The organism is Bacillus sp. F19 (genome assembly GCA_023823795.1).
Lineage (GTDB): Bacteria > Bacillota > Bacilli > Bacillales > Bacillaceae > Bacillus_P.
Map to the genome: position 1 here is coordinate 3579852 of CP085710.1, position 15147 is coordinate 3594998.

The 15147-nt window shown below is 34.7% G+C and carries 21 protein-coding genes; 6 read left to right on the plus strand and 15 right to left on the minus strand.

What is annotated here, in order from left to right; genetic code table 11:
- Positions 1-171: 171 nt before the first annotated feature.
- The 4 genes from LIT25_18385 to LIT25_18400 form a co-directional block, all read right to left on the minus strand.
- Entirely contained in the window at positions 172-852 is a 681-nt protein-coding gene (locus tag LIT25_18385) for a YdcF family protein (protein ID USK32551.1), read from the minus strand.
- 228 nt (positions 853-1080) lie between these two features.
- A complete protein-coding gene (gene spoIID / locus LIT25_18390; GenBank protein ID USK36327.1) occupies positions 1081-2109 on the minus strand; it encodes a stage II sporulation protein D in 1029 nt (342 codons plus the stop codon).
- A 131-nt stretch (positions 2110-2240) separates the two neighbouring features.
- Positions 2241-2411, minus strand: coding sequence for a hypothetical protein (locus LIT25_18395; GenBank protein USK32552.1), 171 nt, complete (start codon positions 2409-2411; stop codon positions 2241-2243).
- Positions 2401-3567, minus strand: a complete 1167-nt coding sequence (locus LIT25_18400; protein USK32553.1) for a stage II sporulation protein P — start codon at positions 3565-3567, stop codon at positions 2401-2403. The genes LIT25_18395 and LIT25_18400 overlap by 11 nt, the downstream gene beginning before the upstream one ends.
- Before the next feature lie 146 nt (positions 3568-3713).
- Between LIT25_18400 and LIT25_18405 the strand changes: the two genes are divergently transcribed.
- Entirely contained in the window at positions 3714-5177 is a 1464-nt protein-coding gene (locus LIT25_18405) for a DUF4041 domain-containing protein (protein ID USK32554.1), read from the plus strand.
- Positions 5178-5241: 64 nt separating this feature from the next.
- Positions 5242-6156, plus strand: a complete 915-nt coding sequence (locus LIT25_18410) for a hypothetical protein (protein ID USK32555.1) — start codon at positions 5242-5244, stop codon at positions 6154-6156.
- A 63-nt stretch (positions 6157-6219) separates the two neighbouring features.
- On the opposite strand, the gene LIT25_18415 is transcribed toward LIT25_18410, so the two are convergent.
- From LIT25_18415 to LIT25_18440, 6 genes are all read right to left on the minus strand, one after another.
- Positions 6220-6720: a hypothetical protein gene (locus LIT25_18415; protein ID USK32556.1), complete on the minus strand. Its 501-nt coding sequence runs from the start codon at positions 6718-6720 to the stop codon at positions 6220-6222.
- 141 nt (positions 6721-6861) lie between these two features.
- A complete protein-coding gene (locus LIT25_18420; protein ID USK32557.1) occupies positions 6862-7230 on the minus strand; it encodes a hypothetical protein in 369 nt (122 codons plus the stop codon).
- Positions 7231-7512: 282 nt separating this feature from the next.
- Entirely contained in the window at positions 7513-7959 is a 447-nt protein-coding gene (locus LIT25_18425; protein ID USK32558.1) for a hypothetical protein, read from the minus strand.
- Positions 7943-8143 (minus strand): hypothetical protein, encoded by a 201-nt coding sequence (locus LIT25_18430; GenBank protein ID USK32559.1) that lies wholly within the window; start codon positions 8141-8143, stop codon positions 7943-7945. The genes LIT25_18425 and LIT25_18430 overlap by 17 nt, the downstream gene beginning before the upstream one ends.
- 364 nt (positions 8144-8507) lie before the next feature.
- Positions 8508-8786, minus strand: coding sequence for a hypothetical protein (locus LIT25_18435; protein ID USK32560.1), 279 nt, complete (start codon positions 8784-8786; stop codon positions 8508-8510).
- 398 nt (positions 8787-9184) lie between these two features.
- Entirely contained in the window at positions 9185-9472 is a 288-nt protein-coding gene (locus LIT25_18440; protein USK32561.1) for a hypothetical protein, read from the minus strand.
- Between the two features lie 388 nt (positions 9473-9860).
- Here LIT25_18440 and LIT25_18445 point away from each other — a divergent pair, with 388 nt between their 5' ends.
- From LIT25_18445 to LIT25_18455, 3 genes are all read left to right on the plus strand, one after another.
- Positions 9861-10649 (plus strand): SMI1/KNR4 family protein, encoded by a 789-nt coding sequence (locus LIT25_18445; protein USK32562.1) that lies wholly within the window; start codon positions 9861-9863, stop codon positions 10647-10649.
- Positions 10650-10665: 16 nt separating this feature from the next.
- Complete coding sequence (locus LIT25_18450) at positions 10666-11184, plus strand: SMI1/KNR4 family protein (GenBank protein ID USK32563.1); 519 nt, start codon at positions 10666-10668, stop codon at positions 11182-11184.
- Between the two features lie 132 nt (positions 11185-11316).
- The gene (locus LIT25_18455; protein USK32564.1) at positions 11317-11520 is read left to right on the plus strand and encodes a hypothetical protein; all 204 of its coding nucleotides are present in this window, start codon (positions 11317-11319) and stop codon (positions 11518-11520) included.
- Positions 11521-11615: 95 nt separating this feature from the next.
- Here LIT25_18455 and LIT25_18460 read toward each other — a convergent pair whose 3' ends face one another.
- Entirely contained in the window at positions 11616-11954 is a 339-nt protein-coding gene (locus LIT25_18460) for a hypothetical protein (GenBank protein USK32565.1), read from the minus strand.
- A gap of 682 nt (positions 11955-12636) precedes the next feature.
- Between LIT25_18460 and LIT25_18465 the strand changes: the two genes are divergently transcribed.
- Positions 12637-13005 carry an ABC transporter gene (locus LIT25_18465; GenBank protein USK32566.1) on the plus strand — a complete coding sequence of 123 codons (369 nt, stop codon included), beginning with the start codon at positions 12637-12639 and terminating at the stop codon, positions 13003-13005.
- Between the two features lie 288 nt (positions 13006-13293).
- Here LIT25_18465 and LIT25_18470 read toward each other — a convergent pair whose 3' ends face one another.
- The 4 genes from LIT25_18470 to LIT25_18485 form a co-directional block, all read right to left on the minus strand.
- The gene (locus tag LIT25_18470; protein USK32567.1) at positions 13294-13707 is read right to left on the minus strand and encodes a hypothetical protein; all 414 of its coding nucleotides are present in this window, start codon (positions 13705-13707) and stop codon (positions 13294-13296) included.
- Positions 13708-13775: 68 nt separating this feature from the next.
- Positions 13776-14237, minus strand: coding sequence for a DUF5063 domain-containing protein (locus LIT25_18475; protein USK32568.1), 462 nt, complete (start codon positions 14235-14237; stop codon positions 13776-13778).
- Positions 14238-14264: 27 nt separating this feature from the next.
- Complete coding sequence (locus tag LIT25_18480) at positions 14265-14657, minus strand: NUDIX domain-containing protein (protein USK32569.1); 393 nt, start codon at positions 14655-14657, stop codon at positions 14265-14267.
- A complete protein-coding gene (locus LIT25_18485) occupies positions 14623-14796 on the minus strand; it encodes a hypothetical protein (GenBank protein USK32570.1) in 174 nt (57 codons plus the stop codon). Before LIT25_18485 ends, LIT25_18480 begins: the two co-directional genes overlap by 35 nt.
- Between the last annotated feature and the right edge of the window lie 351 nt (positions 14797-15147).

Here is a 15147-nt window from a genome sequence, read left to right on the forward strand (position 1 = left end):
TTAACTTTTTCTTCTGCAAAAGCAGGACTAGTTACTGATAGAATTAACGAAAATAAAAGGGAAAGGAACATTAACCTCATATAATCACCTCAGAAGGTATTTTCCCCTGAGTAGAGATGAAAATATTCTCCGCTTATCCAATTATAAGGGGCGATTTCAGCACAAGCTTTTTTAATCTAATAAATGGTAGTAATATGAAACAATATCATCAAGTCCCACTACCACATTATCTGGAGCTGTAATTCCACCTTTTTTGCCGTATGTCATATTCCTTAAAAATTCACCAAAAACTAATGATCGACTTTTTTCATTATTCATCCAATTATCTCTAGTTATTGTGAATTCCCCATCAAAACTTGTATCAAATGGAAAAGGAATAAAGGTAATGTTGGTTGGAAGGTGCTTTTTTAAGGTTCGGTATTGTCTTCCTGCTGCCAAACTTTTGCAAACAAATAATAAAGTGTTTATTGAGCTAAAATCGAATACCTTTTTCGCTTGTATTACGTTATCAATTGAATGTTTAGATGAGGTTTCATAGAATATCTTATCTCTTGAAACACCATTTTCTATTAGCTTATTAACGATAACTTCTGCTTCCGAGATATCTTCATATATCCAATCAGAGTGTCTCATACCCGATGAGCTACTGCCACCTGTAATTATAATCTGATTACTAAATCCTTTATTATATGCTTCTAACGGAGCCTGCCAGTTCCCAGGATGAGAACCGCCGAATACAAAGATAACATCGCATTTAGTTGGTAGTATTTCTTTGTAAAACGTAATCTCGGTTATTTGTCTTATTTGTTTAACTGTCAATTCAGGAACATCTGGATATTTGGGTATTCCCACTTTGCACTCCCCCATTTCGACACTAATCTTAATCCACAATGCCGCTGTTAGAAATACAATTCAATGAGAAGAAGCGTTAATCCTTCTTGGATTATCGCCCCGTTTAATGGAATAACTACAATATGGTCTATTGGCTGAGTGAATAGCGATAAAATTTGCCAAACTCTTATTGAAACCATTTATAAAAGAAAAACGAATCCTCTACCCCTTTTAGGAATCCGCACTTTTTTAATTCTTCGCCACAGTTTTATCAATAAAGGATTCTATCGAAGCCATTTCGACCCCTTTGTAATAGTACTCAATAATATCCTTATATTTTTGCCCGTCCAACGCCATTCCATTTGCTCCGTATTGACTCATTCCAACACCATGACCATTTCCTTTTGTTGATATCAGTACCTTGTTGCCATCCCTTTCTAAAACGAAGTCGGATGAATTGAGTTTCAATTTATCTCTGATCTCTTTCCCGCTCAATTTCTTACCATTTATATCGATTGATTTAACGCGGTTTCCTGTTGTCTTGGAAATACTTGAGCCAATTTCTTTTCCTTCATCTAATTTTACCCCTAATACACGTTCAAAATTTTGAACACTCATGGTTATTTGGTTTTCAAATTTAGGAGAAAATTGCTTGTCCCAGGGACTTTCAACACTTTTCAAATATGGTATGGAGCTCCTGAAATAATCTTCTGAGTTCTCAGTGAACCCGTTGCTTGTCGAAAAGAATAAAGCTTCAATTGGTTTCCCGTCATAAACCAAAATCTGTCCTTCTGTTGCAGCTATTGCACTTTTCAATTTTGCAAGATTTGTATTGGTCTTCATTCCCCAGGATTTTTCTATTTCTTCTAAATTTTTGTATACCTGATGAAATTCGTGATTATCCGAAATATCTGCTCCGCTTGGTACCCCAATTTTTTTAGGCGAAAGCATGTGCTTAACAAGAAATGTTCTGGCAGCGATGGCTTGAGCCTTTAATGCTTCTGTTTCAAAGTTAATCGGCATTTCTGAGGCTACCACGCCTAATACGTAATCCTCAATTGGAACCTTTTCTATTTTCTCACTTTTGGTACGGTATACGGCCACTTCGAATGCTGCATTTGAATTCACATTTTGGGCAGGTTCCACTTTTGAAGAATGATCTCCTTTCTGCACATGCGTTGTCTGATTTGAAAATGGTAAAACCAATAAGGTTGGCAGAATCAACACCGTGCATATCAGGCCACCAAAGAATACGGCAAGCGGATGGATTCTTCTAATCGTAATACCTCCAATCCTGTTTAAGTACTATATATAGAATTTTATGATGACTCATGGAAATTAATTACTATTTCAAAAGTCTCTACTGTCTTGAATATACATTCTTATTCACTGAAAACAGGAAGAAAAACTCACGTTTGTTTTATTAATTCTTCTTTATATAAGTAACCGATCGCAAAGATGAGGCCTGTCGCAAAAAAGGCAATGGTAAAAAACGAAAGACCCAATAACATTGCACTTAAAAAGGTTGAAATAAGGGTAAACAACAGCCACTTTAAAGATTGTCTCATTTTAATCCGCATCGCCGTTTACCTCTTGAGCTTTCCGCTCTTTCCAATAGACGTCTGAGAATACCTCGGCAAAAGCATCGACACTTCTTTCTAACTCATCAAGGTTGTTATCTACTCCGCCAACTTCCAAAAGAATAGCCCTGTCTGAGACTTCTTGATTGTAAATACCGTTCGTTAGCTCGGTTTTCTTTTTAAGATAAACCCCTTTGCTAATCCCAGGAAATTGTTTCTCAAGTTCATAATGGAGTTTTTTCGCGAATGCCTCATTTTTTTCATAATCTGCATGCCCTTTACCTATGACAAAGTACAGCCTTGCATAATCCTTCCCATTGATTGTTTTAGTCGTGGATTTTTTCCTTGTTGAATCTCTATGAATATCAATGTAGTATTCAAGATCTCCCTCTGTCTTAGCCGTTGCTTGAACAATTTCTCCAGATAGATTATAGGATTTAGTATCTTTCCACTTTCTTTTATGCAATTCTTGGGTCATATTTGTTTGATCGTGTTTAACTCCTATTCCTTTTTTAAGGAGATTGTTGCTTAAACGGGTTCCAAGGGCAATCACATTGACCCTGTTATCATTGCTCGTTGCATCATTAGGCACCTTTGCATTCTTTAATAGTGGAAGAAAAGACTCCCAGCTGTGTGTTTGGTAAACAAAAACTGCAGGAACTTTTGTATTAGGTGTTTGAGGTACAACTTCCTGCTCCCTGCCCTTCAGCTGATCTTCAGCAATTTCCCTTTCTTTTAGCAAGACATCTAGAGGCGGAGAAGACTCCATCGGAAGCGTGGCAAGATTTACCCCCTCGCCCGCCACAGAAATTTCAGTATCGTAATAAGAAAGACCAGGCAATTCCCTTCCCAAGAATGTTCTGGCATCCTCAGGAATGATGTTTGTACTCAGCAGCAAAGATAACCTTGTGAGATTCCCAATTGAAAACAGGTCTTCTTCCGCCTCATTTGGTTGGTGAAAATAATGATTTTCTGATCTTAAGAAGTATGAGAATAATTGCTCTGGTCCAATGTCGTCTACAATTTTCTGAACATATTCAGTTTGATAGCGGATATTCAAATTGATTAATACCCCTACCATGAGGAATGTCATAAGGACGATAGCGATGACGATTCCTGGCAGAAAGAGTACAGTTGAACTTGTGGATTTTTTCATAGGACAAACCCCCCTTCCTATATACGTATTCCTCAAATTCAAAAATATGAAAGTACGATTGAAGTCCTTCCGCCTTTTTTAGCAGTTCTTATTAACAGACAGATGAGTTAAACTAGGAATATACTGCCAATTTTAGGAGATTAATTATGAATAAAAATAGCTGGTATTTTTCTATGTGGTTTATTGCAAGCATGTTTGCACTTTGGTTTTTAATTATCCCTCTAATAATGGGGATTGTTTTATTGATTAAATCTAATAAAGAACAAATTAAAAATCAAAAAAAGGTGAAAGACTTAGAGGTAGCATTGCTTCTTCGGACAAATGAACTATTGAGGAAAGATCAAGAAATGGAAGCAAGAAGGTTAGAACTGAAAATGAAAGAAAAGGAAACTTCAAAGATGTTGTTAAATATGCAAAAAAAGATTAGCAGATTACAGTTTACTCATCAAATAAGAATGGTCCATATCACAAGGGCAAAAGAAGAAGAGTTGCTAAAAAACGATAGTGAAATCAATCATCAGAAAAGAAAACTAGAGGAAATTAAGCGGCAGATTCACTATCTTGAAAAGAAGAAAATCGATTTTGAAGATGAGGTTTTACTTCAATCCTTTGGCCTTTACGATAATAAATTTTTCCTTGTAAATTCCCAAGAGTATCTAAGATCATTAGAGATGGTAAGAGATAAACAAAAACTGATGATAAGAGAAAGAAGAGCCGTTGATTACAACATTCTCTCTATAGAAGAAGGCAGAATAACACCTGGAAGGGTAGAAAGCAAACAGCAAATGACATTAGCTATTCGTTCCTTTATCAATGAATGTGACAATGTTATTAGTAGAGTCACATTTAATACAGTGGAATTAGCCGAAAAGAAAATCCGCACTTCGTTTTATGATATAAACAAATTGAATTCCTATAATTCTATTTACATTACAGAAGAATTTTTGCATCTTAAATTAGAGGAATTATTCTTAGTCCATGAATATGCAGAGAAAAAGCACGAAGAAAAAGAAGAACAGCGAAGATTCAATGATTTAATTAGAGAAGAAAAACGAGTACAAAAAGAGCTTGAAGAAGAATTAACGAAAATAAAAAAAGAAGAACAACATCTACTCAACGTCATTTCTAACATTTCAAGTCAAATAAGCAAAGATGAAATGCTTCAATATAAAAAGAGATTAGAGGAAATCAACATCCAAAAAGCTCATGTGGATTATAGAGTTAAAAATACCCGAGCGGGTTATGTATACATCATTTCAAATCTTGGCTGCTTTGGTGAAGATGTTTATAAAATAGGGATGACGAGACGATTAGAACCCATGGATCGCATTAAAGAATTAGGAGCTGCCTCTGTACCTTTTCACTTTGATGTACATGCAATGATTTTTTCCGATGACGCTCCATCCCTGGAAGCAGCTCTGCATCGAACATTTGCTTATAAGCGGGTAAATAAAATGAATGAACGGAAAGAGTTTTTTAGAGTAACACTTGAAGAAATTAGAGAAATCGTTCATCAAAATCATAATGCTCATATCGAATTTACAATGCTCGCCCAAGCAAAGGAGTATCGAGAAACTCAAATGTTGGAAAAGCAACAAACATACATTTAGAGCTCGGTTAATGATGGATGGTATAACTAAATAACAAGATTATTATGATGGGAAGTAGAATAAATTGAATATCAATCAAAGAGCGATTAAATTATTTGAGGAAAATCAGCATGATGAATCTTTAAACCTGTTTCAAGAAGCGGTGAAACGATCAAGAGACATCCAATCTCTAACCAACCTGGCATGGTTCTATTCCAACGAAGAAGATAATGACGCAAAAGCCCTCTCTTTGCTGGAAGAAGCGGTAAGCATGAATCCCACTTCCTATTTTCCATATAACTTACTGGGAGAGGTTTATCTCAGGCAAGAAAAGTGGCTGCCAGCAAAAGATATCTTACTCACGGCCATTTCTATCTATCCTACACAAACCGCTTATCATAATCTTGGGGTTGCTTATTATCATCTACGATACTTCGAAGAATCGGCAAAGTATTTTCTGCTAGCTTCAGAAAAGTCCGATTTTGCAAGGTACAGCCATGTATTGTGCCTGATTGAATTAGGAAAGGTTAATGAGGCGAAAAGGATAGTCGATTCATTTTCCGAATCTGATGCTGACTTTGTAGGTGAAGTTGATTTAGCGGATTTATACGTAGAGTTGGGCTGTCACCAAGAGGCGATCGAATGGTTCGCAAAGGGATGGAACAGTTACTCGAAAGAACCTAATTGGGTTAGTCGATATGTTTATTCCCTTATAAAATTGAATCAAGCAACTCGTGCTAATGAGATCATACAAGAATTGATGAATCGAATAGCGGAAGTACTAAAAAAAGCTTCAAAAGAAATGTGTGATGAAGGCTGGACAGAAAAGGATAAACAGGAACATATTAATGAATTGCACGAAGAAATGAACGAGTATAGACAAATGATTGAACGGATCTCTTCTGGTTACGTTCCTGTCTTGGATTTTGATCCACCTATCCATACAGTGTGCTACCTATTTGGTTGCAGCCGTCATAACCATCCCGAATATCAAGGATAGTATTGTTGATCAAAAAGCTTTCACAGAGTATTTATGCTCTGTGAAAGTTTTAATGTGTGTATATTAATTACCTTTAACACAGCTTTTATCAATTTGAGCACGCGTTATATACTTTCCTTTAACTTTTTCTACTTTAACAACTTCCCAATTTTTAGAACCTTTTTTTAATTGAGCTAGTACATTTGTTCCATCTATTTCTTTATAAAGGAGATACCCAGTAAAAGAATCCCCCGACTTTTGAGTATATTCGCCATTTATTATTATTAATTCTTTATCACCCATTGAAGTTCCATAAAACATTGAAATAAGTGAATTTAAATGAGTATCTTCTTTCCCAATTAAAATACGAATATTAATTAGATCGTCATGTTTAAATCTCCACAAATTTTTGTAATCTTTTAAAATATCCAATGCAGGGAAACTGGATATAACATCTTGTTGGATTTTAGTGTTAAGACGGTATGTACAATCCTCATTTGTTATTGGATGTGCAGAGACCGTGGGGTAAAAAGGTTGAATTAACAAATAAAGAAAGAAAGTGGAAGCAGCTATTAACCTAAACAAAAATGTATAAGCCTCCTATCACTGTATAGTAAAGTTATTATGCCGACTTTCTCAGCTGGATACTCATAGTAATTATTCATTCTTTCGAACATTTCCATACAAAAAATCGCTTCCTCTAGACGAACCAATTAGCTCAACGATTTATAAATGTTCTTTAAAAATCAGTTTAAACCGCGGCTTAAAGTCAATTTCAATCATTTGTTGAGAGTCTTCGTTTAGAACCGTCAACAGTATACTCGACTGTTGCTTTTTATCTGATGTAATTTCTAGTTTGCTAACTCGTTTTAAATCCAAAAGTGTTAATAATTTATTTGACTCTTGATGGGTTACCTGAATCTTCACTTCACCGTAGGCGGGTGAAAGTGTAACATTGAAGTCTTCTTCTCCGTTAGAAAATTTATATGATGCTGTATTATAATAGAAGGGCAAATCCTTCGAAGTGGTATCAAATAATATAGGCTCACATTCAAATAACGAGAGAAAGTCGATTTCTTCTGGGAATTTATACATTTAACGTTACTCCCTTCCTTTTTTAACTGCTTCTCGATCAGCTAAGCTGGTTGCTTTATTAGAGCTGACGATTACAAATTGCCACGTTTGTTTCCTAGGATTCTTTGAGTACCCAAGGTATTTCCATTTCAAAATCAATCTGAAGTATGACTGTATTGTGCTTTAGTTGCTTCAACATCAACATCAATCACCCAATTATGGGCTTCAACTTTTTGGAACAATTCTCCCCACCTAGAACTGATAAGACCATAGCAGAAACCCGCCTTTATTCATTATTCGAAGTTAATGAATATGACAGCTTTTTAATAAATGTGATAGTACTTCTTGTCTGTTGCTCCTTATATAAATATCCTCTATCGGAAGAACCGAATACCATGAAGCTGCGGTCTCTCCGCCTAATAACGGTCTGTCATATACTAGATTAATTTTTAACCGTCTATTAATAGTTACATCTTTTGATGCTTGTATGGACTTTGCCATGTCCGTATAAATCTTGTTCATTCTTTCATCATCAAACACACTTTCAATTGCTGTCTTCCCGTAAACTCCATCCCACCAGGATAAAAACGATTTAACGCTTTCGTTAAATCCAAAATTACGATTCTTGTTAGTTTGAAATAACCTTTGGAATAGAGCTTTTTCGTATTCTAAAATACCATTATGGTCATATAGCCCACTGGCTGCGTTACTTCTAACTACTTTGTTCCATATCTCACTTAAACGTTGCAATAAAATCTTCCTCTTGCAGAAGCCCCCATTGGGAGCTATCAAGATAAGGGAATGACGGTTTTTGATTATTCTCCTTATTGTTGTTCCGAAAAATATTTTGAACAAAGATCAGATAATTTAATGAGTATGGAGCATTTGTTTCCATTTCAAACGGATTTGTTTCTACGTCTTGAAAAGGTTTCATTTCTCACACTTCCCTATACATATCGAGTATACAGCATATGATAAATTTCCAATTATGGTGGATTTTCAAAGGTTTTTTAGAAGTTAGACGGATTCGAACCACCTAAGAATAAAATAGTATTTGACTCTTCCTGTACAATGCAAAATAACTTTGAATAGACATTAGCCAAAACTCTCACGGCAAAGTTCTCAAGCAAAGCGGGTTCAAATAGTAATTTATATGGCTTTATCATATAACTGTCAGAAAAGGCATGCTTGAAAAAATTTATTATCTCTTCAGCTTCGTCACATTCTTTTTTGCTTAAAGGCTTTATTCCCTCAGGATTCAGTTCATAAAAATCTCTGCTCGCTTCATAATTCGATATTTAATATAATTCCTTAATTTCAGCCTGTAATTTCTTTATTGCCTCAACCGTATCTTTAAACGTGCTGTTTGGGTAATCAAAATTATCCGCAATTTCAGGAAGAACAAATGACCCAAAGCTAGAATGCCTTATCGCCTCATACTCCTCCGTATCAGGGACCTTAATTATTGGTTTTCTGTTAAATAATACTCTGTAGTTATGATTATCTAAATCATTAGAAAGGATAGATAGAACGACTTTTGGCAATCCAAACTCAATTTTTTCTTCTGGTAAATTCATTTCTTTATAACTGCCTTCGAACAATGCACACATCGCTGTATACTTACCAACTTTTTCGATTACTTGAACGATTGCGTAGTAAGAATTTTTTATAGGGATAAGAAACACGTCCCCTTCAGACTACTTTTCTCTTTTGGGTTTCTTATAATTTAACATCTGAATTTCTATTTCATTCTCCTCATTCTTAGTAACATTTACACATGCAAGCTGGTTAATAATTTGAGCCACCTTGAACATCAAATCTGGCTTATGAATAGTTATAACGTCTGCATCGCTTTCTACATCCATATCTATTCGCTTAATATATTTCATTTCTAATTTTTCTTTTAAGGTTTTTTTTATTGGCTATGTTAAATATTCATGTTGATTTTTATATAACAGTAGGGTCTCTTTGGACCCTAATAATATAAAGTCTTTTTAGTTTTTCTTTTAGGGTTTTCGACTACCTTTGCTTTAGCAATTCCCTTTTTAAATTTCACATTATTTAGCCAAATGACAATTGCATTTACATCGTAATTTGGGCAATATTTTTCTCCATTTTCATACGCCCAGTATTCTTTATTCTTTTCTTCATCGAAAATCCAATTGAAAAAATCTCTTTGAATTTTGTTAATTTTTCTTCCTACTTTAGTAGAACAGGAGATGTATTGAATATAGTCATCGCCAAAATCAAATTTAATAATCATATGAAGTGCCTCCTTCTTTTAACCTATATATATTATTTCGGTTGATTAGTTGTTTCTTAACTAAATATTTATGTACAAATATAGTGCTAGTAGGTATAGACAAACATGAATGGCGGAATAAATTTTTCCTATAATCGCTAAACAACCTTTATCTTTTCTGAGGAATATCAAGTGAAGGACAGATAAAATGAATACCATGATAAAAAGTGGTGAAACAGCAAGTTGTGATATAAGTAAGGACATGTGAGTCTCCTGAAAAAGGTCTAGTATTACTAATTATATCATTCAAAAGTCTGGCAACATATCAAATTAGTACACCACAAAAATTTACAAATATTATACCTAGACTGTATTATGAAAAAAGGTATATATGTTAGGGGTGTTTCTATTGGAGAACAGGTTATGGCGAGTGAGCGATAATACTTATAAGTTGGAACCATTGACCGATCAGCTGGTAAAAACGGTAGAAGATAAATTTGAAGTGAAATTTCCCAAGTCTTATTTAAGGATTCTTTTTGAACAAAACGGCGGATCCATAATATATGATTCCTTCCCTACTGCTATTCCAACATCTTGGGCGGATGACCATATACACATAGATCATATAAAAGGTATTGGGGAAGAAAATGGTGTATCAGAAAGCAGTTATTTCATTAAAGAATGGGGATTGCCTGAAGGTATCATCTTGTTTTCTGGTGACGGCCATTCCTGGATTGCATTAGATTACCGCGTTACAAAAGAAGAACCTCCTATCATTTACATTGATACAGATTCCAATTTAATCATGACACTAGCTCCAAACTTTGAAGCCTTCCTTACTTGTTTATACAAGAACAATGAGGTTGATGAGGAAGAATATGCTTCTGTGCCTGAAAGGAAATGGACGCTGGAGGAAATCAAATCTGCTTTTGCTTCAGAGGATGAATTTGAAATCTGCTATGCATTAGATAATCTGTCCTTATTTCCTGACTATCGTCAACACATCCTAGAAAAGGCCTTACCTGCTCTTCTCCAAAATGAAAAACTAGCTATTAAAGAAAATGCAGCAAACTATGCTCATCACTTCAATGAAAATGGGCAGCTGTCTCCTAAATGTGTAAAGAATATCGTAATGATTATTCTAAAAGACACTGAAATCGCGTATTATGCAGACATGTTTTTTGGTGGCGACGTTTAAAGAAAGGAGAAACAATATGAGCAAAGATTTTTATAATGGTCGGGATTTTTGGATAGTTGATGATGAAGTCAATCTGAGCTATCCAATCAATGAGGAAATAATCAAAAAAGCGGAGGAACGTTTGCATGTAAAATTGCCTAAAGCTTTTATTGAGTTAATGAAAATTCAAAATGGAGGCGATCTAACCTATCCACAGATTATGCTCCCAGCTTGTGATGAAGAAAGTTTCTTTTATGACGAAGATGTAAGTATTCCATACATCTATCCGATCCATTTCAAAAATGATGATATTAGCATCGTATTTTCATTAAATCTTTTGGAAGACATGAATCTTCCTGACAAACTGGTTGTTTTGTGGACAGATTTCCATTATTGGCTTGTACTTGATTACAGAGATAAAGATGCTGACCCACCTGTTTTGTATATAGCAGAAAATTTCATGCCGTCCGCTTCAAATACTACAACATGGGAGTTTATAAAGGTTGCAGATACCTTTGATGAATTTTTAGGACGATTGTATCGTTCTGCAGAATAGCCGTATAAATAAATCTATAAATCTGCATATCAATAAGAGGTACCAAACAGGATGTCATTCTATTTAACAATCCACTAAGCAAACTACATGGGGTGCTTTTTGCTTTAATTATTCAAGGGCGGAGCAATTACTATGAAGAAGTTTTTATTAGATTTTTTTATACTTTTTATGGGGATTATTGTAGTGGGATTAATATTTGATCCCTCAGATTTTGACTCAAATGAGTTTATACGGAGCAAAGCTTTTGACTTAGACCTTAATGGGGTTTTCCTAGCAATAATAATGTCTGTTTCATATGCCTCTATAGGGGCAATTATTCGAAGGAAATTTGAATAAGGTGGATTAAGCAACTTATATTTGTTATTCCATTAAAGGGAGCGATTACTGCAAAAAGTAAACGCCCTTCACTTATCCAAGTGATATGCTGGATTCTAATCTGTTATGGGTTTACTTATGTTTCTTATAACTTTAACAATAATAAATAACCACCATACAATTATTAAAGAATAACTTGCCAGGGAAAAAAGAGTCCATACCTCACCACTTTGTAATCCATCAATAAAATGTTCATACTCATTGATTCCTTCTTGTCTTCCAATCGAATTTATTAAGGATATAAATGGAGTAAATATTGTTAAAAAAGCAACTATCACCGAAAAAATCAATTTCTTTTTCTTTACAGCACTAAACACCGATAAACATAATGTTAATAATAAAAACAAGTAATACATATTCCAAAACCAAATAGGAAGAGTTTCCCAGTTCAACATTTCACCCCCGAAATTATTAAATAGTATTTTGCTTTCTAACCTAAATTTTCCATAGTGTAATTTTACACTTTTTAGAATTATTTGTAAACTGTTTTAGCGTTTTTTATTATTAAATTGGCAGGATAAATTAAATCAGCAAAGAAACATAAGCTAATTTTAGGAAAAACTCAAGTAGTCTTGTTCAACAATCGGGGGCAATTACGGAGTAGTCATAAACAGGCTGTAAATGAAAAAAATGAAAAAGCCTCTTCAGTTGACGAGGCTTTTTCATTTACAGGAATGAGTTTTGTGTTTTTTAACCTAGTAAGCATACGAACAAAACCTTTGTTATACTACTTTTCAAGATATTATGTAGAAAAGAAAGTAGCAACTCCAATAAATCCTAAAACAAGAAAAATTACTGAAGCAGCAATAATGAGTAATTTTTTTGACTGTTTATTCAATTAAATTACATCCTTCCTACTTGAAAGAGTTAATCTTTTAAATGTAAATTATTGTATGATGATCTCTGCATTTTTAACTCAATTTCCTTTTTGAATTTTAAAAATAGTCATATAGTATTACTTGTAATACTACTTAGGAATCAAACGGGGGCGAATGCTAATCAGTGTAAACTCGTGTTCTCATGAATCAAGAGCAGTTTAGTTAAGCAAGAAGTGCTAAGAATGTAGATGATTATATAGTGGTTAAGGGTGGGATTATTACGGACAAGAAGCTACTTGAGATATTCGTTAGATGGGAAGATAAATTAGCAGATGATGAATGGTATTTTAGTAATTCTTTTGAGACCATTACTCGGGATATGTCCTCAGACGTAGCATTTAACTATATTCCAAATGTTGTTGATGTGCTTATAAAGTTAGAAGATGACTATTTAATTTGGGAGACCCTTTATTTTTTAATTGAATTATATATAATTGCAGATACCACACAGATACATCCAATGCTTGAAGAAAAATGGTCTGTGCTAAAAAGTCATATTAAGTACTATTCTGATTCCAATTCTACTCCTCTTCAAGAACTAATAAGACATCTTAGAATAACAGAATAATTCCTTCCTCCTTCAATTAAAGGGGGGGTTATTATTGAAGAACAAAGGGAGTTCCAGTTAAAATGGAGGTCCCTACTTTTTTATTGCTAGAACCTATCCTCATAGGAACAACTGTGCAAGATTGAGAAAAGTTTTTACTCTGCCTGCCATAGGTAGCTAACAAATCAGTACAGTATTTTCGGTTGAAGCTGGGAGAATCTTCGTACAGCAGCACACTCAATTCTTCCGCCATATACCGACGCCAGCAAAAGGTGCAGTGCTCCCCTTCGATCTACCTCTTAGCTTGTTTTAGTCCCTATTCAAAATGTATCGAGGAGTAGCTCCAAGCTCGTGTTCAGCTTCAAAATAGGCAAGCTTTCCAAGAATGCATGATATGATGGATGGAAACCCAAACCCAACAGCCTGTTCAAGAGCATCAAGCAATGGTACCTCTTTTCCATCAATCTCTTCATTAAAAGAAATCACATAACACGTTTCTCCCGCTCCGTGCGATTTTAACAAGCTATAAAGTTCCTGAGGATTTGAATTCGGTTTTTTAACTTCTACCATATACCTCTTGCAAATTATGTTTTCGTAGCCATGACAAAGCCTATCTATCGCGTTCACTCGCTTTTTCGGGGAAAGTAATTCAAACATCATTCTGTCATGGATCCTTTTTTCGAAAAAGGATTTTATTATTATCTTTTCTTGCTCTTTATCCAAGTCAGCAACTCCTGTCGCAGAATGATTCATCTATTATAGGTTTTATTGAGGGATATCTTAATCGCCATTCATTCAAACGATCTTTCTTTTTCTACAAAATGGAGGGCACGTATTGAATCTACCGCGTGTCTGCCCCAGTGAATTTCAAAACTAATTGTCCATTCCCAGATTGCTTGGTTATACTGTTTCTCATCATATACCATCAACCCATGTTTTACGTCCATATATATATCTAAAATATCATCTTTTAAACTCGAACCCACAGGTTCCTCTAAGTGATACGGATCAAACACTTTCCAATAATGGTCATACTTTTCGAATGTTATAGGTGGTGCAGATATTTTAAAGCTCGGGTTTCGATCATCTTCTCCTTCAACTGTCGGTAGATGAAGAGCTTTGGAATACAGATCTAATAATGCAAGCAGCAGACTTTTTAACTTATTGGTGTCCTTGCTGGAATCGAAACCTTCAATCATGCTGCAATAGTGCACTGCCGATTGAAAGAAGTCCTCCACCTCTTTATTTTTCATGTATATTCCTCTTTCTATGGAAAAAATTTAATCTTTTATTAAAACTTCACTCTGTTGTTCCCAATCTTCCAAGATAGCCCAAATAATCTGGGGTTCTCCTTCAAAATCTTTCATTGAACCAACATATACTTGATCGGCGGATTTTCCATAAGTGGAATAATGGTTGATGATTTCTTTTGTTGTAGCAGTTACTTGAAGATGGATTATCTTTTTACCATTTATCCAGGATAACTGCCCTTCTTCACTTTCAACTAGGGTATGTTCCTTCGCAACATCTCCAAAATAAACATATTGAATTCGAATCTCTTTGTTGTCCTTAACCCTTAATACAATGTATCGGAGTGCTAAATTGTTTATGGAAGACTCTAATAACCCTGTTTCTTCTTCAATTTCTCGTAAACAGGCTTTCCATAGGATCATTTATTTCATGGCCTTCAATATGTCCTCCGATCGGCACCAAATGCCCAGGTAAAAATGGACTGTTCGATTCTTTTTGAAGGAATAAGAAATCTTGATTATCGTTATAAAGAAAAGTTACTGCCATTTGTCTTAGTTTCAAAAATCCTCACCCTCTATTCTGTGGATAGCTAAATGTATTCTTTATGGAGTCCCTCTTTCCTTCTTGGACTCCTCATTCATATTTGCTGTACTATAAAAGCGTTCCTTCTAATTGAAGAAACGCCATTCGTTTGTGTAATTAATGTATTTGTTTATACCAATGATCGATGTCCTTCCACTTATGCGAATAGTGTTTATTGCTATCAAAATAGCAATAGTTGATATGCAGACAAGGTGAGATGTTTCCATCAAGAACGTTTGTTTTTGGAAATACAAAATGTTTTAGGTAGTGCAATCCTTTTACAAATTCAAGGGATTCTACTTCTCCACAGCTATCAAGCATTAACCATTC

What these genes read in the sequence shown, in the direction of transcription:
- LIT25_18395 (USK32552.1), bottom strand. Translation starts at nt 2,411, where the DNA reads ATGCGGATTAAAATGAGACAATCTTTAAAGTGGCTGTTGTTTACCCTT.
- LIT25_18400 (USK32553.1), bottom strand. Translation starts at nt 3,567, where the DNA reads ATGAAAAAATCCACAAGTTCAACTGTACTCTTTCTGCCAGGAATCGTC.
- LIT25_18405 (USK32554.1), top strand. Translation starts at nt 3,714, where the DNA reads ATGAATAAAAATAGCTGGTATTTTTCTATGTGGTTTATTGCAAGCATG.
- LIT25_18420 (USK32557.1), bottom strand. Translation starts at nt 7,230, where the DNA reads ATGTATAAATTCCCAGAAGAAATCGACTTTCTCTCGTTATTTGAATGT.
- LIT25_18430 (USK32559.1), bottom strand. Translation starts at nt 8,143, where the DNA reads ATGAAACCTTTTCAAGACGTAGAAACAAATCCGTTTGAAATGGAAACA.
- LIT25_18435 (USK32560.1), bottom strand. Translation starts at nt 8,786, where the DNA reads ATGAATTTACCAGAAGAAAAAATTGAGTTTGGATTGCCAAAAGTCGTT.
- LIT25_18440 (USK32561.1), bottom strand. Translation starts at nt 9,472, where the DNA reads ATGATTATTAAATTTGATTTTGGCGATGACTATATTCAATACATCTCC.
- LIT25_18450 (USK32563.1), top strand. Translation starts at nt 10,666, where the DNA reads ATGAGCAAAGATTTTTATAATGGTCGGGATTTTTGGATAGTTGATGAT.
- LIT25_18455 (USK32564.1), top strand. Translation starts at nt 11,317, where the DNA reads ATGAAGAAGTTTTTATTAGATTTTTTTATACTTTTTATGGGGATTATT.
- LIT25_18460 (USK32565.1), bottom strand. Translation starts at nt 11,954, where the DNA reads ATGTTGAACTGGGAAACTCTTCCTATTTGGTTTTGGAATATGTATTAC.
- LIT25_18475 (USK32568.1), bottom strand. Translation starts at nt 14,237, where the DNA reads ATGAAAAATAAAGAGGTGGAGGACTTCTTTCAATCGGCAGTGCACTAT.
- LIT25_18480 (USK32569.1), bottom strand. Translation starts at nt 14,657, where the DNA reads ATGATCCTATGGAAAGCCTGTTTACGAGAAATTGAAGAAGAAACAGGG.